The organism is Streptomyces sp. HmicA12 (assembly GCF_000373565.1).
Classification (GTDB): domain Bacteria; phylum Actinomycetota; class Actinomycetes; order Streptomycetales; family Streptomycetaceae; genus Streptomyces.
The window spans coordinates 37,224-56,271 of record NZ_KB891809.1 but is presented as its reverse complement, the minus strand read 5'-3'; the positions used below and the strand labels follow the sequence as shown (position 1 = coordinate 56,271).

The window sequence follows — 19,048 nt, the reverse complement described above, 5'->3', positions numbered from 1 at the left end:
ACGGTGCCTCACTCGGTCGTCGGCGGGGCCACGGACTCTCCCTCGGTGTCCCGTGTCCCCGGGGCGGCGGGTTCCCCCGGGTCGGCGTCGGCGGAGTCGGGCGCGTGCGGCGCCGCGTCCTCCGGAGCGAGCACGTCACAGACGACGGTCAGCAGCTGATCGACGTCCACCGGTTTCGGTACGTAGTCGTTGGCGCCCTGGGCGATCGACTTCTCGCGGTCGCCGGGCATCGCCTTCGCGGTGAGCGCCACGATGGGCAGCCCCGCCCACTGCGGGGTGGCGCGGATGACCGAGATGGTCTCGTAGCCGTCCATCTCCGGCATCATGATGTCCATCAGGACGAGCTCGACGTCGGGGTTGAGCTCCAGGGTCTCGATGCCCTCCCGCCCGTTCTCCGCGTACAGCACCGGCATGCCGACCCGGCCGAGGACGTGGGTGAGGGCGAAGACGTTGCGGATGTCGTCGTCGACGATCAGGACGCGACGACCGGACAGCATCTGCCCCGCGCGACCGGACCTCCACTGCTCCAGTTTGGTCGGAGCCGGCCAGTTGTCCTCCTGGTCGTGAATCGGGTACGTGTCCGGGATCATCGTCTGCTGTGCCGGTACGAGCAGCGGCGGGCGCACGCCGGACGAGGGGTGGGGCGGCGGCTCCGGAACCGGCTCGTGGCTCGGGTGGAGCACGGGCACGTACAGGGTGAAGGTGGATCCCGCGCCGGGCTCGCTCTCGGCGATGATGCGGCCGCCGAGCAGCCCGGAGATCTCCCGGCTGATGGACAGGCCGAGGCCGGTGCCGCCGTACTTGCGGTTGGTGGTGCCGTCGGCCTGCTGGAACGCCTCGAAGATGACCGGGAGTTTGTCGCGGGCGATGCCGATGCCGGTGTCCGAGACGGAGAAGGCGATCAGGTCGTCGCTCTCCCGCACGAACTGGTGGTCGGGGTCCTTGACCCGGGTGACCCGCAGTTCGACCTTGCCGTTCGCGGTGAACTTGATCGCGTTCGACAGGAGGTTGCGCAGGATCTGCTGGAGGCGCTGCTCGTCGGAGAACATCTCGCGCGGCACGTCCTCGCCGACCGTCACCTCGAAGGCGAGGCCCCGGTCGAGGGTGATCGGGCGGAACGTGGCGTGGACGTAGTCGAGGAGCTTGATGAGCGGGAGCTTCTTGGGCCGTACGTCCATCCGGCCGGCCTCGATCTTCGACAGGTCGAGGATGTCGTTGATGAGCTGGAGCAGGTCCGAGCCCGAGCGGTGGATCGTCGTCGCGAACTGGACTTCCTGGTCGTTGAGATGGCCGTCCGGGTTGTCGGAGAGCAGCCGGGCCAGGATGAGCAGCGAGTTCAGCGGCGTACGGAGCTCGTGCGACATGTTCGCGAGGAACTCGGACTTGTACTGCGAGGAGGTCGCCAGCAGGGCGGCCTTCTCCTCCAGCTCCGCGTTCGAGCGCTGCAACTCGCCCTGCTGACGCTGGAGTTCGTCGGAGCGCTCCTGGAGCTGCGTGGCCAGGCGCTGGGACTCGCCGAGCAGGGACTCGGTGCGGGAGTTGGCGATGATGGTGTTGATCGCGACGCCGATGGTGTTCACGAACTGGTCGAAGAAGGCCAGGTGGACGTCGGAGAAGCGGGAGAACGAGGCCAGCTCGATGACGCCGAGGAGCTTGTCCTCGAAGAGGATCGGGATGATGACGACCGAGGCGGGCGCCGCCTCCCCGAGACCGCTGTTGATCTTGATGTAGTCCGGCGGGGCCTCCTCGACGAGGATGCGCTTCTTCTCCAGCGCCGCCTGCCGTACGAGGCCGTGGACCGGCATCCCGCCCGTGTCGACGACCAGCGCCGCCGCCGAGCCGTAGCCCGCGATGTAGGCGAGGCCCTTGGTGGGGATCGCCGAGCGGATCGGGGTGTCGTCCTCGTCGGGCTCGGCGAGGAAGAAGGCGCCGTACTGCGCGTTCACCAGCGGGGTCAGCTCGCGCAGGATCAGGTCCGCGACCTCCATCAGGTCGCGGTGGCCCTGCATCAGCGCCGCCAGGCGCGCCAGGTTCGACTCCAGCCAGTCCTTCGCGCGGGTCGTCTCGCGGAGGTTGGCCACCATCAGGTTGATGTTGTCCTTCAGCTCCGCGACCTCGCCCTGCGTCTCCACCGTGATGGAGCGGGACATGTCGCCGGAGGTCACCGCGGAGGCGACCTCGGCGATGGCGCGGACCTGGGTGGTCAGGTTCGACGCCAGCTCGTTCACGTTCGTCGTCAGGCGCTTCCAGGTGCCGTACACGCCCTCGACCCGCGCCTGGCCGCCGAGTTGGCCCTCGGAGCCCACCTCGCGGGCCACGCGGGTGACCTCGGAGGAGAAGGAGGAGAGGGTGTCGACCATCGTGTTGATGGTCGTCTTGAGTTCGAGGATCTCGCCGCGCGCGTCGACGTCGATCTTCTTGGACAGGTCGCCCTGGGCCACCGCCGTGGCGACCTGCGCGATGTTGCGTACTTGGGAGGTCAGGTTGTCCGCCATGTAGTTGACGTTGTCGGTCAGGTCCTTCCAGACGCCCGACACGCCGTGCACGGTTGCACGGCCGCCGAGGCGGCCGTCGGTACCGACCTCGCGGGCCACGCGCGTGACCTCGTCGGCGAAGCCGCGGAGCTGCTCCACCATCGTGTTGACGGTGTCCTTCAGTTCGAGGATCTCGCCGCGTGCGTCGACGGAGATCTTCTTGGAGAGGTCGCCCTGGGCCACGGCGGTGGTGACCTGCGCGATGTTGCGGACCTGCGACGTCAGGTTCGACGCCATGAAGTTCACGTTCTCGGTGAGGTCGTTCCAGACGCCGGCGACGCCGCGCACCTGGGCCTGGCCGCCGAGGTTTCCCTCGGTGCCGACCTCGCGGGCCACACGCGTGACCTCGTCGGCGAAGGCGGAGAGCTGGTCGACCATCGTGTTGATCGTCGACTTGAGTTCGAGGATCTCGCCCTTCGCCTCGACGGTGATCTTCTTGCCGAGGTCGCCCTGCGCCACGGCGGTCGAGACGAGCGCGATGTTGCGGACCTGCGACGTCAGGTTGTCCGCCATGAAGTTGACGTTGTCGGTGAGGTCCTTCCAGACGCCTGAGACGCCGCGGACCTGTGCGCGGCCGCCGAGTTGGCCCTCGGTGCCGACCTCGCGGGCGACGCGGGTGACCTCGTCGGCGAAGGCGGAGAGCTGGTCGACCATCGTGTTGATCGTCGACTTGAGTTCGAGGATCTCGCCCTGCGCGTCGACGGTGATCTTCTGGCTCAGGTCGCCGTTGGCCACGGCCGTGGTGACCTGAGCGATGTTGCGGACCTGGGAGGTCAGGTTCGACGCCATGAAGTTGACGTTGTCGGTGAGGTCCTTCCAGACCCCCGAGACGCCGCGGACCTGTGCGCGGCCGCCGAGTTGGCCTTCCGTGCCGACCTCGCGGGCCACACGCGTCACTTCGTCGGCGAAGGCGGAGAGCTGGTCCACCATCGTGTTCACGGTCAGCTTCAGTTCGAGCAGCTCACCGGTCGCCTCGATGGTGACCGTACGCGTCAGGTCGCCGCGGGCCACCGCCGTCGTCACGAGCGCGATGTCCCGCACCTGCGCGGTCAGCCGCGACGCCATCGTGTTGACGGCCTCCGTCACGTCCCGCCAACTGCCCGACAGGCCCTGGGCCTTGGCGCGGCCGCCCAGCCGCCCCTCGGTGCCGACCTCGCGGGCGACCCGGGTCACCTCACCGGTGAACAGCGAGAGCTGGTCCACCATCTTGTTCACGGCACGGCCGAGGCTGCGCAGGTCGCCGCGGAGCTGGCGGGTGCCGTCGTGCAGGTCGACCCGCTGCGTCAGATCGCCGCCCGCGACCGCGTCGAGGACCCGCGTGGCGTTGGCCGCCGGGGCGACCAGCGCGTCGATGACGGTGTTGACGTCATGGATGCGGGTGGCCCAGGCGCCGTGCCCGGGGCTCGCCTCCATCCGCTCGTCGAGCCGGCCGTGCCGGACGATCTCCCGGCGCACCCGCGTCAGTTCGGTGCTGAAGTGGGAGCTGCGGTCGACGAGTTGGTTGAAGACCGCGCAGAGCTCACCGACCAGTCCGTCTCCGGTGTCCTCCGGGACGTGTGTGAAGTTTCCGTCGCGGGCGGCCGTGATGGCGGCCAGCAGAGGGCGCAGATCGACAGGGCGGATCGTGGCGCCGCCCTGTCCTCCGCTCGGATGCACACGCGTAGCACTGTTTTCACTCATGGCGGCCCACTTCAGTGACTCGGCGCTTATGGGCATGGTCAGTCTGTCACTCTGTTCCTGTCGCCTGATGCGTAAATGCCCGAACTGCTCAGGAGCTGAACCGTGGGGCCCATTCCTCTTCAGCGGGAAACCACCTTTAGTGGCTCCGACCTGTCCGACTCGTCGCCCGCGGGACCGGTCGTGGTGCGCACGTCGCTGCCCGGCAACCCGCTCGCCCCCGCGGCCGCCCGCCGCTTCGTGCGGGCCGCTTTCGCGGACTGGACCGAACTCGCCCTGCCCGTGGCCCCCGCCCTGTCCGACCGGCTCGCCGACGACTCCGTCGTCGTCCTCAGCGAACTCGTCACCAATGCCGTCGTGCACGCCGGGACCAGCGTCGACCTGCTGTGCCGGATGGAACCGGTCGCGCCCGACGGGACCCCGGCCGGACTCGTCATCGAGGTCACCGACCACCACCCGGCGCGCGCCGTGCGCAACGACCGCGCCCTGCGCTCGCCCGAGACCCCCGAGTACGGCCGCGGCCTCACGCTCGTCGCCTCCCTCGCCGAGTCGTGGGGGATCACGTACCGGTCGGGCACCAAGACCGTGTGGGCGCGGCTGATCGTCGACGGCGCCGCACCCGCCGTGCCCGACACCCCCGTACAGACCGGCGCGGACGCCGCGACGCGCGCTCTGCAGCGCGGCCTGCGCGCCGCCGACATCCTCTCGCCCGTACCCCGGCGCGCCCCCGAGGACCGGGACTGGATCAACCGCGGCGCGCTCACTTTCCTGGCGGAGGCGTCCGACTTGCTCGCGGGACAGCTCGACGAGGACATGGTGGCCGCGCTCGTCGGACAGCTCCTCGTGCCCAGGCTCGCCGACTGGTGCGCGATCTGGCTCTACGACGAGGAGGGCCGCGGCCTGCCGGGCATCTCCGACCACGATCCGCGCGGCGCCGACCCGCTGCACGTGCCCCGCCTCGCCCGCGTCTGGCACACCCACGAGAACCGCACCGAGGACCTCCGCCGGATCCTGGAGAAGGAGCCGCCGCAGCTGCCCGAAGCCGTGCGCACCGCGGCGGTGCCCGTGCCCTGGCCGTTCGAGGGCGCCCCGGACAGCGCGGGCGCCTCGCTCGCCTACCGCCTCTCCGCGGGCGGCCGCACCCTCGGCATCCTGCTCATCGGCCGGGCCGGCCTTCAGCGCTTCCCCGACGAGGTCACCGGCCTCGTCGAGGACTTCAGCCGCCGGGTCGCGCTCGCCGTCAGCGCGGCCCGCCGCTACACCCGGCAGGCCACCATCAGCCGGATCCTGCAGCGCGGCCTGCTGCCCACGTCCATCGCCGAGATCCCCGGCATGACCAGCGCCCTCGTCTACGAGCCGAAGGAGCAGGGCGGCCCCGGCGGCGACTTCTACGACGTGTTCCCCGTCGGGGACGGGCGCTGGTGCTTCGCCCTCGGCGACGTCCAGGGAAAGGGGCCCGAGGCGGCCGTAGTGATCGGGCTCGCCCGGCCCTGGCTGCGGCTGCTCGCCCGCGAGGGATACCCGGTCGAGCAGGTCCTGGACCGGCTCAACCGGCTGCTGCTCGACGACGCCACCGAGGCCGCCGACGCGGCCGCCCGCGCGCTCGCCGCGATGGGCGGGCAGGGGGTCCCGCCGGAAGGTTCCACCGCCCGCTTCCTGTCCCTGCTCTACGGAGAGCTGACGCCCACCGAGAACGGGGTGTGCTGCACGCTCGCCTCCGCCGGGCACCCGCTGCCGCTGCTGATGCGACCCGGCGGCGAGGTCGTCGCGGCGGCCGCGCCGCAGGTGCTGCTGGGGGTCGTCGACGACCCCGACTACACGAGCGAAACGTTTGAACTGCACACCGGGGACACGCTGTTGTGCGTCACCGACGGGGTCACCGAGCGGCGCCGCGGGGCCCTCCAGTTCGACGACGGGGACGGGCTCGCGCGGACGCTCGCCGGGTGCGCGGGGCTGACGGCGCCGTTGCTCGCCGATCGGATCCGGCGGCTCGTGCACGCCTTCGCGGACAGCCCGCCGGACGACGATCTGGCGCTGCTGGTGCTGCAGGCCCAGTAGTGCCCCTTACGGGGCTCTCGACGATCCGCGCCGGGCGGTGCAGGACAATAGAGGCATGCCTTCCGCACTCCCCGACGGCGAACCCGTCCCCGTCGACGGTTCCCTGCCCGCCTCCGCGCTGGCCGGCGCCGCCTCGCGCCCGCTCGGCTTCTACCTGCACGTCCCGTACTGCGCCACGCGCTGCGGGTACTGCGACTTCAACACGTACACGGCGACCGAGCTGCGCGGCACGGGCGGCGTCCTCGCCTCCCGCGACAACTACGCCGACACGCTCGTGGACGAGGTGCGGCTCGCCCGGAAGGTCCTCGGCGACGACCCGCGGCCGGTGCGGACCGTGTTCGTCGGGGGCGGTACGCCGACGCTGCTCGCCGCCACCGATCTCGTACGGATGCTGCAGGCGGTCCGTGACGAGTTCGGGCTCGCGGACGACGCGGAGGTGACCACCGAGGCGAATCCGGAGTCGGTGGACCCGGCGTATCTGGCGGAGCTGCGGGAGGGCGGCTTCAACCGGATCTCCTTCGGGATGCAGAGCGCGCGGCAGCACGTGCTGAAGATCCTCGACCGTACGCACACCCCCGGGCGCCCCGAGGAGTGTGTCGCGGAGGCGCGGGCCGCCGGGTTCGAGCACGTGAACCTGGATCTGATCTACGGCACGCCGGGGGAGACCGACGACGACTGGAGGGCCTCGCTGGACGCGGTCATCGGGGCGGGGCCCGACCACGTCTCGGCCTACGCGCTGATCGTCGAGGAGGGCACGCAGCTCGCCCGGCGGATCCGGCGCGGCGAGGTGCCGATGACCGACGACGACGTGCACGCCGACCGGTATCTGATCGCGGACGAGGTGCTGTCGGGGGCCGGGTTCGACTGGTACGAGGTGTCGAACTGGGCCACGTCCGAGGCCGGGCGGTGCCTGCACAACGAGCTGTACTGGCGCGGCGCCGACTGGTGGGGCGCCGGGCCCGGCGCCCACTCGCACGTGGGCGGGGTGCGGTGGTGGAACGTCAAGCATCCCGGCGCGTATGCCGCGGCGCTCGCGGGCGGTACGTCGCCGGGGGCCGGGCGTGAGGTGCTGGCCGACGAGGACCGGCGGGTCGAGCGGATTCTGCTGGAGCTGCGGCTTCGGGAGGGGTGTCCTTTGGAGTTGCTGCGGGAGGCGGGTCTTGCCGCGGCTCGGAAGGCTCTGGGGGACGGGCTGTTGGAGGCCGGGCCGTTCGCGGAGGGGCGGGCTGTGTTGACGTTGCGGGGGCGGTTGTTGGCCGATGCCGTGGTTCGGGACCTGGTCGACTGATTGCTTCGCGCCGTTGGTGGAGCGGTCGTGGGTGGGTGCCGGCTTCGTCGTGGCTGGTCGCGCAGTTCCCCGCGCCCCTGACGGGGCGCTCCTCACTCCGTGACGAAATCGATCAGTTCCTCGACGCGGCCCAGCAGCTCCGGCTCCAGGTCCTTGTAGGACGTGACCCGGGACAGGATGTGCTGCCAGGCCTCGCCCGTGTTCGCCACGCGCCAGCCCAGGGAGCGGCACACGCCCGTCTTCCAGTCCTGGCCGTGCGGGATCCGCGGCCAGGCCGTGATCCCCACCGACGACGGCTTCACCGCTTCCCAGATGTCGATGTACGGGTGGCCGACCACCAGCGCGTGCTCGCTCGTCACCGACCGGGCGATCTTCCACTCCTTGGTGCCCGGGACCAGGTGGTCCACGAGGACGCCGAGGCGGGCGTCGGGGCCCGGCGCGAAGTCGGCGACGATCGCGGGGAGGTCGTCCACGCCCTCCAGGAACTCCACCGCGACGCCCTCGATGCGCAGGTCGTCGCCCCAGACCCGCTCGATCAGCTCGGCGTCGTGCTTGCCCTCGACGTAGATCCGCCCGGCCCGCGCGACCCTCGCCCGCGCCCCGGGGACCGCCACCGAGCCCGACGCGGTGCGGGTGGGGCGCGCGAGGGCCGGTCCCGAGGGACGTACGAGCGTGACGACCTTGCCGTCGACCATGAAGCCGCGCGGCTCCATCGGGAACACCCGGTGCTTGCCGAAGCGGTCCTCCAGGGTCACCGTCGGGCCCTGGGCCGTCTTCTCGATCCGGACGACCGCTCCGCAGAAACCGGTCGTGACCTCCTCGACGACGAGGTCGGGCTCCGCGGGCACCTCGGGAGCCTGCTTGTTCCGCTTCCAGGGGGGAGTCAGGTCCGGTGAGTACTGGCGCATTTTGCCGACGATAGGAGAAGTGCGCAGGTCGCGGCTACGACACGCCGAAACGGGCCGCCAGTGTGGCGCGCTGCTCGCGGACGAATGCCGCATTGACCGCCGAACCGTGCCCGGGAACGTACAGCGCGTCCTCCCCGCCCAGCTCCAGGAGGCGGTCGAGCGCGGCGGGCCAGTGGTGCGGGGCCGCGTCCGGTCCCGCCTGCGGTTCGCCCGACTCCTCCACCAGATCGCCGCAGAAGACGATCTCCCGGGGGCCGGGGACGAGGACCACGAGGTCGTGGCCGCTGTGGGCCGGGCCGATGTTCGCCAGCAGCACCTGCCGCCCGCCGCCGAGGTCGAGCGTCAGCTCGCCGCTCACCTGGTGGCGCGGGGCGACCAGGATCTCGGTCGCCGAGGCCGCCTCCCGCGCGGGCAGCCCGTTGCGCACGGCGTCCGCGCAGAGTTCGTCGGCGCCGTGCGCGAGGACGGTGTCCAGGCCCACCGCCCCGTACACCCCGACGCCGGAGAAGGCGGCCGTACCGAGCACGTGGTCGAAATGCGGGTGGGTCAGTGCGACATGTGTCACCCGTGCGTGTGCCCCGAGCAGCTTGCGGGTGTCCGCGCGCAGCCGGGACCCTTCACGCAGTGAGGATCCCGTGTCGATCAGCAGGGCCGCGCCGTCGCCGACGACGAGCCCGGTCGTGCAGTCCCAGCCGGGCAGCCTGACCCGCCCCGCGTACGGTGCGAGTTCCTCCCACCCGGTGGAGTTCCAGTCGATACGTTCCATGGCCCGACGCTAGCGGCCTTGCCGGGCCCGTACCCGTCGGCCGTACACTGAGCCGGGGACTATTGGCACTCACCCGTAGCGAGTGCCAAACGGGAAAGATCGCTCAGGCCGTGGTTGGAGGTGTGCGCCCATGCTCAGTGAACGCAGGCTCGAAGTGCTGCGCGCCATCGTCCAGGACTATGTCGGCACCGAGGAGCCGGTCGGCTCCAAGGCGCTGACCGAGCGGCACCGGCTCGGCGTCTCCCCGGCGACCGTGCGCAACGACATGGCCGCCCTGGAGGACGAGGGGTTCATCGCCCAGCCGCACACCAGTGCCGGGCGCATCCCCACCGACAAGGGGTACCGCCTCTTCGTCGACAAGCTCACGAGCGTGAAGCCGATGACCGCGCCGGAGCGGCGCGCCGTCCAGAATTTCCTGGAGGGCGCCGTCGACCTGGACGACGTCGTCGGCCGGACCGTGCGGCTGCTCGCGCAGCTGACGCGGCAGGTGGCGATCGTCCAGTACCCGTCCCTGACCAGGTCCACCGTGCGCCACGTAGAGCTGCTCTCGCTGGCGCCCGCCCGTCTGATGCTCGTGCTGATCACGGACACCGGGCGCGTGGAGCAGCGGATGATCGACTGCCCGGCGCCGTTCGGCGAAACGTCACTCGCGGATCTGCGGGCCCGGCTCAACAGCCGTGTCGCGGGCCGCCGTTTCGCCGACGTACCGCAGCTGGTGCAGGACCTGCCGGAGGCCTTCGAGTCGGAGGACCGCGGCACGGTCACGACGGTGCTCTCCACTCTGCTGGAGACGCTCGTCGAAGAGTCCGAGGAGCGGCTGATGATCGGCGGCACCGCCAATCTCACCCGCTTCGGACATGACTTTCCCCTCACGATCCGCCCCGTCCTCGAAGCCCTTGAGGAGCAGGTTGTGCTCCTCAAGTTGCTTGGGGAGGTGGGGGATTCGGGCATGGCCGTACGGATCGGTCACGAGAACGCCCATGAGGGACTCAACTCCACGTCCGTGGTGTCGGTCGGCTACGGTTCGGGCGGCGAGGCAGTCGCCAAGCTCGGCGTGGTCGGACCGACCCGCATGGATTACCCGGGAACGATGGGAGCAGTACGCGCAGTGGCACGTTACGTCGGACAGATCCTGGCGGAGTCGTAAGTGGCCACGGACTACTACGCCGTACTCGGCGTGCGCCGCGACGCTTCCCAGGACGAGATCAAGAAGGCTTTTCGGAGGCTCGCCCGCGAGCTGCACCCGGACGTGAATCCGGATCCGAAGACCCAGGAGCGGTTCAAGGAGATCAACGCCGCCTACGAGGTGCTCTCCGACCCGCAGAAGAAGCAGGTCTACGACCTCGGGGGCGACCCCCTGTCGCAGGCCGGCGGAGGCGGGGCCGGTGGCTTCGGCGCCGGCGGGTTCGGGAACTTCTCGGACATCATGGACGCGTTCTTCGGTACGGCGTCGCAGCGTGGACCCCGGTCCCGTACGCGCCGCGGCCAGGACGCCATGATCCGCCTGGAGGTCGAGCTCGACGAGGCGGCCTTCGGCACCACGAAGGACATACAGGTCGACACGGCCGTCGTCTGTACGACCTGCAGCGGCGAGGGTGCCGCTCCGGGGACGTCGGCCCAGACCTGCGACATGTGCCGCGGCCGCGGCGAGGTCTCGCAGGTCACCCGGTCGTTCCTCGGCCAGGTCATGACCTCGCGCCCGTGCCCGCAGTGCCAGGGCTTCGGCACGGTCGTGCCGACGCCGTGCCCCGAGTGCGCCGGCGACGGCCGCATCCGGTCGCGGCGCACGCTGACCGTCAAGATCCCGGCCGGTGTGGACAACGGCACGCGGATCCAGCTCGCGGGCGAGGGCGAGGTCGGCCCCGGCGGCGGCCCCGCCGGTGACCTGTACGTGGAGATCCACGAGCTGCCGCACCCGACGTTCCAGCGGCGCGGCGACGACCTGCACTGCACGGTGACGATCCCCATGACCGCGGCGGCCCTCGGTACGAAGGTGCCGCTGGAGACGCTCGACGGCCTCGAGGAGATCGACATCCGGCCGGGCACGCAGTCCGGTCAGTCGGTCCCGCTGCACGGGCGCGGTGTCACGCATCTGCGGGGCGGCGGTCGCGGTGACCTCATCGTGCACGTCGAGGTCATGACGCCGCAGAAGCTCGACCCCGAGCAGGAGCGGTTGCTGCGGGAGCTGGCCGCGTTGCGCGGGGAGGAGCGGCCCACGGGTCAGTTTCAGCCCGGTCAGCAGGGGCTCTTCTCGCGGCTGAAGGATGCGTTCAACGGGCGCTGACCTGGCGTTTCGAGGGGCCTGGGGATAATCCCCGGGCCCCTTTTCGCGGTTCGGGGGGTGGCTCGTCCTCGTCGTTGCCGGGTGCTGGTTCGTTGTGGTTGCTCGCGCCGTTCCCCGCGCCCCTTCGGGGTGCGGAACGTTCGATTCGGCCAGTTGAACAGGACGTGGCACGATGCCGTCATGTCCTCCGCACTGACCGATCTCTGCCGCTGTCCGATCGTGCAGGCCCCCATGGCGGGCGGCGCGTCCCGTCCGGAGTTGGTGGCCGCCGTGTCCGAGGCGGGCGGGCTCGGATTCCTCGCCGCCGGGTACAAGACCGCCGACGGCATGTACCAGGAGATCCAGCAGGTGCGGGCACTCACCGGACAGCCGTTCGGTGTCAATCTCTTCATGCCGCAGCCCGAGTACGCGGACGCGGCCGCCGTCGACGTCTACCGCGAGCAGCTCGCCGGCGAGGCCGCCTGGTACCGGACGCCGCTCGGCGACCCCGACAGCGGACGCGACGACGGCTTCGACGCCAAGCTCGCCATCCTCGTCGACGACCCGGTGCCGCTGGTGTCCTTCACCTTCGGCTGCCCGAGCCGCGAGGCGATCGAGGCCCTGCGCCGGGTCGGCACCCTCACCGCCGTCACCGTCACGACCGTCGCGGAGGCGCGGGCCGCGGAGGCCGTCGGGGCCGACGCCGTCTGCGTCCAGGGCATCGAGGCCGGCGGGCATCAGGGCACCCACCGCGACAACCCCGAGGCCGACGGCAGCGGCGTCGGGCTGCTCGCGCTGATCGCCCAGGTCCGGGAGGCCGTGCGGCTGCCGGTCGTCGCGGCCGGCGGGATCATGCGGGGCGCGCAGATCGCCGCGGTGCTCGCCGCCGGGGCGGACCTCGCCCAGCTGGGTACGGCGTTCCTCGTGACGCCCGAGTCCGGGGCGCCCGCCCTGCACAAGCAGGCCATGACCGACCCGCTGTTCACCCGCACCGAACTGACCCGGGCTTTCTCCGGGCGGCCCGCGCGCGGCCTCGTCAACCGCTTCCTGCGCGAGCACGGGCCGTACGCGCCCGCCGCGTACCCGGAGGTGCACCACATGACGTCGCCGATCCGCAAGGCCGCCGCCAAGGCCGGGGACCCGCAGGCCATGGCGCTGTGGGCGGGGCAGGGGCACCGGCTCGCCCGGGAGCTGCCCGCCGGGCAGCTCGTCGAGGTGCTGGCCGCCGAACTCGACGCCACCCGGGGCTCGTTGGGGCAGGGGGCCGCGTGACCGCGCCGGTGTTCGTCGTCGAAGGGGCCGTCCCCGGCGACCGCACGTGCGTACTGGAAGGGCCCGAGGGGCGGCATGCCGTCTCCGTGAAGCGGCTGCGGGCCGGGGAGGCCGTGGTGCTGACCGACGGGCTCGGCTCGTGGTGCGAGGGCGTCGTCGCGGGCAGCGAGGGCAAGGACCGGCTCGTCGTCGAGGCCGGACCGGTGCGCTTCGAGGACGAGGCGCGGCCGCGGATCACCGTCGTCCAGGCACTGCCCAAGGGCGACCGGGGTGAGCTCGCCGTCGAGACGATGACCGAGACCGGGGTCGACGCGATCGTGCCGTGGGCGGCGTCGCGCTGCATCACGCAGTGGCGGGGCGAGCGCGGGCTCAAGGCGCTGGGCAAGTGGCGGGCCACCGCGCGCGAGGCGGGGAAGCAGTCGCGCCGGGTGCGGTTCCCCGAGGTCGGTGAGGCCGCGTCGACGAAGGAGGTCGCCGCGCTGCTCGCCCGGGCCGACTTCGCCGCGGTGCTGCACGAGGACCGGGACCACGAGAGCGCCGCGCTGGCGTCCGTGGAGCTTCCGGCGGACGGGGAGATCGTGCTGGTCGTCGGGCCCGAAGGGGGCGTGTCCCCCGAGGAGTTGGCGGTGTTCGGGGAGGCCGGGGCGCGGGCGTGCCGGCTCGGGCGGAGTGTGCTGCGGACGTCCACCGCGGGGACGGCGGCGGTGGCCTTGTTGCTGGGGCGTACGGGGCGCTGGGGCTGAACCGGGCTGCGGCCGCGGCTCCGCGGCCCGTGCGGCGCGAGAACTCGGCGAATTCTGCCGAAAAGGGGACTGTCCCGCGGGCCCGCGCGATGGGACCCTGCCGCGCATGGGGGCATTGAGGCGTTTCGGAGGGCGAGTTCGGATGCGGCGCGGTCTGGCCGCGGGCGGACTGACGGCCGTGGCCGTCATCGGGGGTGTTGTCGCATGTCAGCCGGTCGACGAGGATCTGAACCCGTCGACGGCCGCGGCCACGACCGACCAGCAGGGCACGGAGGAGCTGGAGCGGCAGCACGTGGACGTGGCGTGGCTCAGTTGCAGCGGCACGTACGTCGACGGGGGGTCCTCCAGTTCGCCGAGCGAGGTCGAGGTGAACTGCCAGGGGAAGACCCAGGACGGGCAGGACATCGTCCTCAAGGGGACCGTGCACGGGGTCGTGTCCGGCCACTGCGTGCGCGGAAGCCTGACGGCGACCGTCGGAGGCAAGGAGTGGTTCCACCTCGGGGTCCTCGGCAACTGTGCCGAACAGGACAACAGCGGGGAGCCCGCGACGAGCGAGCCGCCGAAGGAGGAGTCGCCGACGCAGGAACCTCCTAAGGAGGAGCCTCCCAAGGAAGAGCCTCCCAAGGAGGAGCCGTCGCATCAGGAACCCGCGCCCGGCGCCACGACCACGGTCACCGTGACCGCCACTGCCACTGCCACTGCCACGACGACCGCCCCGCCGCCCGACCCGAGTTGTTCCTGTTTCCAGGGCAAGTGACCGTCCGGCCGGTGATCGTGAAACCGCAGACGTGGGGCGGGCGGCAAATTTAGGCTGGCGGGGTGACGAACCCTGCCGCTCCTGCCTATCTCCGGTTCCCGCACCTGCACGGCGAGTCGGTGGTCTTCACCGCCGAGGACGACGTCTGGGCCGCGCCCCTCGACGGCGGCCGCGCCTGGCGGGTCAGCGCCGACAACATGCCCGTCAGCCATCCCCGGATATCCCCCGACGGAGCCACCGTCGCCTGGACCTCGCGCCGCGACGGCGCCCCCGAGGTGCATGTCGCGCCGGTCGACGGCGGACCGGCCGAGCGCCTCACCCACTGGGGGAGCTGGACCACGTCCGTGCGCGGCTGGCTGCCCGACGGCCGGGTCCTCGCCACCAGCACGCACGGCCAGGCCTCGCTGCGCCGCAGCTGGGCGCGGGCGCTGCCGCTGGACGGCGGGCCCGCCGAGACGCTGCCGTACGGACCGGTGGGCGGGGTCGCGTTCGGCCCCGACGCCCACGTGGTGCTGCTGTCCGCGCCGATGGGCCGGGAGGCCGCCTGGTGGAAGCGGTACCGGGGCGGCACCGCGGGCAAGTTGTGGATCGACCGCGCCGGAGACGGTGAGTTCGTCCGGCTGCACGCCGACCTCGACGGGAACATCGAGTACCCGATGTGGGTGGGGGACCGGGTCGCGTTCCTCTCCGACCACGAGGGCGTCGGCGCGCTCTACTCGTCCCTGGCCGACGGGACGGACCTGCGCCGGCACAGCCCCGTCGACGGCTTCTACGCCCGGCACGCCGCCACCGACGGCAGCCGCGTCGTGTACGCGAGCGCCGGTCAGCTGTGGCTGGTCGGGGACCTGTCCGCCGCGGACGCCGCGCCGCGCCGCCTCGACATCCGGCTCGGCGGGCAGCGCACCGACCTGCAGCCGCGCCCGGTGGACGCCGCCCACTGGTTCGGTGCCGCCTCGCCCGACCACACCGGACGCGGCAGCGCCGTCGCGGTGCGCGGCGCCGTGCACTGGGTCACCCACCGCGCGGGCCCGGCCCGCGCCCTGGCCGCGCGGCCAGGGGTACGGGCGAGACTCCCGCACACGTTCCGCGTCGGCGGCGAGGAGCACGTGGTGTGGGTGACCGACGCCGAGGGCGACGACGCCCTGGAGTTCGCCCCGTCCACCGGCACCGCGCCCGGGGCCACCCCGCGCCGGCTCGGCGGCGGACAGCTGGGCCGGGTCCTCGGCCTGGCCGTCGCCCCGGACGGCGGCCGGGTCGCCGTCGCCGCGCACGACGGCCGCGTACTCCTCGTCGAGCGGGACAGCGGCGACGTACGCGAGGTGGACCGCAGCGAGGACGGGCACGCCACCGGGCTCGCCTTCTCGCCCGACTCGGCGTGGCTCGCCTGGTCGCACCCCGGACCGCACGACCTGCGCCAGCTGAAGCTGGCCAACACCGCGGACCTGGCCGTCACCGAGGCGACCGCGCTGCGGTTCAAGGACTACGCGCCCGCGTTCACGCTCGACGGGAAGCATCTGGCGTTCCTGTCGGCGCGGTCCTTCGACCCCGTCTACGACGAGCACGCCTTCGACCTCGCCTTCGTGAGTGGCTCGCGCCCGCACCTGATCACGCTGGCGGCGACCACCCCGTCCCCGTTCGGACCGCAGCGGCACGGCCGCCCCTTCGACACCCCGGACACCCCCGGGTCCGAGACCCCCGACAGCGAGGGCGCGCCCGCCACCCGCGTCGACCTCGAAGGGCTCGTCGACCGCGTCGTGCCGTTCCCCGTCGAGGCCGCCCGCTACTCGACGCTGCGCACCGCCAAGGACGGCGTGCTGTGGCTGCGGCACCCCGTGCGCGGCGTCCTCGGCGACTCCCGGGCCGGACTCGGCGACGCCGAACCCAAGACCCGGCTCGAACGCTACGACCTCGCCCAGCAGCGCATCGAGGAGATCGGCGCGGACGCCGACCACTTCGAGGTCACCGGCGACGGCAAGCGCGTCCTGCTGTGGACCGGCGAGGTCCTGAAGGTCGTCCCCAGCGACCGGCGGCCCGCGCACGACGACGACAGCGACACCAACATCACCGTGGACCTCGCGCGCATCAGCCAGACCGTCGACCCGGCGGCCGAGTGGCGGCAGATGTACGAGGAGACCGGCCGCCTGATGCGCGACAACTTCTGGCGCGCGGACATGAACGGCGTCGACTGGGACGGCGTCCTGGAGCGCTACCGGCCGGTGCTGGAGCGGGTCGCCACCCACGACGACCTCGTCGACCTGCTGTGGGAGGTGCAGGGCGAGCTCGGCACCTCCCACGCGTACGTGATGCCGCGCGGCGGCGGCGGGTCCGCCGCGCGCCGCCAGGGGCTGCTCGGCGCCGACATCTCCCGCCACGAGGACGGCAGTTGGCGTATCGACCGGGTGCTGCCCTCGGAGACCTCCGACCCGCGCGCCCGCTCCCCGCTCACCGCGCCGGGCGTCGCCGTGCGCGCGGGGGACGCGATCGTGGCGGTCGGCGGGCGGCCCGTCGACCCGGTCACCGGGCCAGGCCCGCTGCTCGTCGGCACCGCCGACAAGCCCGTCGAGCTGACGGTGTCCCCGGCCGGCGGCGGCGATCCGCGGCACGTGGTCGTCGTCCCGGTCGAGAACGAGGAACCGCTGCGCTACCACGCGTGGGTGGCGGACCGCCGGGCCTACGTCCGGGAACGGTCGGGCGGGCGGCTCGGCTATCTGCACGTGCCGGACATGCAGGCGCCCGGGTGGGCGCAGATCCACCGCGACCTGAGCGTGGAGGTGGCCAGGGACGGGCTCGTCGTCGACGTCCGGGAGAACCGGGGCGGGCACACCTCGCAGCTCGTCGTGGAGAAGCTCGCGCGCCGGGTCGTGGGCTGGGACGTGCCGCGCGGCAGCCGCCCCTTCACGTACCCGATGGACGCGCCCCGGGGGCCCGTCGTCGCCGTCGCCAACGAGTTCTCCGGGTCCGACGGCGACATCGTGAACGCGGCGATCAAGGCGCTCGGGATAGGTCCCGTGGTGGGGGTGCGGACCTGGGGCGGCGTCATCGGGATCGACAGCCGGTACCGGCTGGTGGACGGGACGCTCGTGACGCAGCCGAAGTACGCGACCTGGATGGAGGGGTACGAGTGGGGTCTCGAGAACCACGGGGTGGACCCGGACGTGGAGGTCGTGGCCGCGCCGCAGGACGCTGTCGCCGGGCGTGACCCGCAGCTCGATGAGGCGGTGCGGCTCGCGCTGGCCGCGCTCGAGGAGAACCCGGCGAAGGTGGCGCCGACGCTGCCTTAGCGTCTGCCGGGTGCGGTTGTCTCTCGGCTGACGGCCGGTGGGGCTTCTCGCGCAGTTCCCCGCGCCCCTGACAGCGAGCTTCGCCCGCCGCAGGGGCGCGGTGGCCCACGAAAGATCACCCCGCCGACGCCGATGCCACCCCCGTCGAGGCTGATCGATACGATTCCGCCAAGTCGCGACCGCCCCGCAAAGGAGACCAGAACATGCCCGGCGAACCCCAGGCGGACTGCCTGTTCTGCAAGATCGTCGCAGGGGACGTCCCCGCCACGATCGTCCGCGAGACCAAGACCACCGTCGCCTTCCGCGACATCAACCCCCAGGCCCCCACCCACATCCTGGTCATCCCGCGCGTCCACCACCCCGACGCCGCCTCCCTCGCCACCGCCGAACCGGCCGTCGCCGCCGACGTGCTGCGCGAGGCCGGCGAGATCGCCGAGGAGGAGAAGCTGGGGAGCTACCGGCTCGTGTTCAACACGGGCAGCGGCGCCGGCCAGACCGTCTTCCACGCGCACGCCCACGTCCTCGGCGGCCGCGGCCTGCAGTGGCCGCCCGGATAAGCACCGGCAACCAGGTATCCAGGTAACTCCTCATGTCCGTACGTGAATTCGTCGTCCTCGGCACCGCGAGCCAGGTCCCGACCCGGCACCGCAACCACAACGGCTACCTGCTGCGCTGGGACGGCGAGGGCATCCTCTTCGACCCTGGTGAGGGCACGCAGCGGCAGATGCTGCGGGCCGGTGTCGCCGCCCACGACCTGAACCGGATCTGCGTCACCCACTTCCACGGCGACCACAGCCTCGGGCTCGCGGGTGTCATCCAGCGGATCAACCTGGACCGGGTCCCGCATCCGGTGACCGCCCACTACCCGGCGTCCGGGCAGCGGTTCTTCGACCGGCTCCGGTACGCGACCGCGTACCGCGAGACCGTCCGGATCGCCGAGGAGCCGGTGAGCGGCGAGGGCGGCGTGCTGGCCGAGACGCCCGCGTACCGGCTGGAGGCGCGCAGGCTGTCGCACCCCGTCGAGTCGTACGGCTACCTCCTCGTCGAACCCGACGCGCGGCGCATGCTGCCCGAGCGGCTCGCCGAGCACGGGGTGACCGGGCCCGACGTGGGCCGGCTCCAGAAGCAGGGCGAGCTGCGCGGCGTCACGCTCGACGACGTGAGCGAGACGCGGCGCGGGCAGCGGGTCGCGTTCGTGATGGACACCCGGCTGTGCGACGGAGTCACCGCGCTCGCGGCCGGCTGCGACCTGCTCGTCATCGAGTCGACCTTCCTCGACGAGGACGAACGGCTCGCCTCCGACCACGGCCACCTGACCGCGGGGCAGGCGGCCCGTGTCGCCCGGGACGCGGGCGTACGGCATCTCGTGCTCACCCACTTCAGCCAGCGCTACGCCGACCCGGAGGAGTTCGCCCGGCAGGCGCGGGCCGCCGGGTTCGACGGGGAGCTGACGGTCGCCCGCGACCTGGACCGCGTCACCGTGCCCAAGCGCGTCTGACCA

The 19,048-nt window shown here is 72.2% G+C and carries 13 protein-coding genes; 10 read left to right on the top strand and 3 right to left on the bottom strand.

Annotated elements, in window-relative coordinates; translation table 11 throughout:
* Positions 1-8: 8 nt before the first annotated feature.
* Entirely contained in the window at positions 9-4,214 is a 4,206-nt protein-coding gene (locus tag B072_RS43405; protein ID WP_051127219.1) for a HAMP domain-containing protein, read from the bottom strand.
* A gap of 102 nt (positions 4,215-4,316) precedes the next feature.
* On the opposite strand from B072_RS43405, the gene B072_RS0118165 reads away from it, so the two are divergent.
* Complete coding sequence (locus tag B072_RS0118165; RefSeq protein ID WP_420707551.1) at positions 4,317-6,269, top strand: SpoIIE family protein phosphatase; 1,953 nt, start codon at positions 4,317-4,319, stop codon at positions 6,267-6,269.
* 55 nt (positions 6,270-6,324) lie between these two features.
* Complete coding sequence (gene hemW, locus B072_RS0118160; RefSeq protein WP_018531386.1) at positions 6,325-7,557, top strand: radical SAM family heme chaperone HemW; 1,233 nt, start codon at positions 6,325-6,327, stop codon at positions 7,555-7,557.
* 92 nt (positions 7,558-7,649) lie between these two features.
* Here hemW and B072_RS0118155 read toward each other — a convergent pair whose 3' ends face one another.
* Complete coding sequence (locus B072_RS0118155) at positions 7,650-8,465, bottom strand: DUF3097 domain-containing protein (protein ID WP_018531385.1); 816 nt, start codon at positions 8,463-8,465, stop codon at positions 7,650-7,652.
* Between the two features lie 34 nt (positions 8,466-8,499).
* Complete coding sequence (locus B072_RS0118150) at positions 8,500-9,231, bottom strand: MBL fold metallo-hydrolase (RefSeq protein ID WP_018531384.1); 732 nt, start codon at positions 9,229-9,231, stop codon at positions 8,500-8,502.
* Positions 9,232-9,361: 130 nt separating this feature from the next.
* Here B072_RS0118150 and hrcA point away from each other — a divergent pair, with 130 nt between their 5' ends.
* The 8 genes from hrcA (at position 9,362) to B072_RS0118110 (ending at position 19,045) form a co-directional block, all read left to right on the top strand.
* Positions 9,362-10,378, top strand: coding sequence for a heat-inducible transcriptional repressor HrcA (hrcA, locus tag B072_RS0118145; RefSeq protein ID WP_018531383.1), 1,017 nt, complete (start codon positions 9,362-9,364; stop codon positions 10,376-10,378).
* A complete protein-coding gene (dnaJ, locus tag B072_RS0118140) occupies positions 10,379-11,515 on the top strand; it encodes a molecular chaperone DnaJ (RefSeq protein ID WP_018531382.1) in 1,137 nt (378 codons plus the stop codon).
* A 180-nt stretch (positions 11,516-11,695) separates the two neighbouring features.
* On the top strand, positions 11,696-12,766 hold the full coding sequence (locus B072_RS0118135) for a nitronate monooxygenase (protein WP_018531381.1): 1,071 nt from the start codon (positions 11,696-11,698) through the stop codon (positions 12,764-12,766).
* A complete protein-coding gene (locus B072_RS0118130) occupies positions 12,763-13,509 on the top strand; it encodes a 16S rRNA (uracil(1498)-N(3))-methyltransferase (protein ID WP_018531380.1) in 747 nt (248 codons plus the stop codon). Before B072_RS0118135 ends, B072_RS0118130 begins: the two co-directional genes overlap by 4 nt.
* Before the next feature lie 142 nt (positions 13,510-13,651).
* Positions 13,652-14,266, top strand: coding sequence for a hypothetical protein (locus B072_RS48215; protein ID WP_018531379.1), 615 nt, complete (start codon positions 13,652-13,654; stop codon positions 14,264-14,266).
* A gap of 62 nt (positions 14,267-14,328) precedes the next feature.
* Complete coding sequence (locus tag B072_RS0118120) at positions 14,329-17,547, top strand: S41 family peptidase (RefSeq protein WP_026245983.1); 3,219 nt, start codon at positions 14,329-14,331, stop codon at positions 17,545-17,547.
* A gap of 203 nt (positions 17,548-17,750) precedes the next feature.
* Positions 17,751-18,104, top strand: coding sequence for a histidine triad nucleotide-binding protein (locus B072_RS0118115; protein ID WP_018531377.1), 354 nt, complete (start codon positions 17,751-17,753; stop codon positions 18,102-18,104).
* Positions 18,105-18,136: 32 nt separating this feature from the next.
* On the top strand, positions 18,137-19,045 hold the full coding sequence (locus B072_RS0118110) for a ribonuclease Z (RefSeq protein WP_018531376.1): 909 nt from the start codon (positions 18,137-18,139) through the stop codon (positions 19,043-19,045).
* The last annotated feature ends 3 nt before the right edge of the window (positions 19,046-19,048 follow it).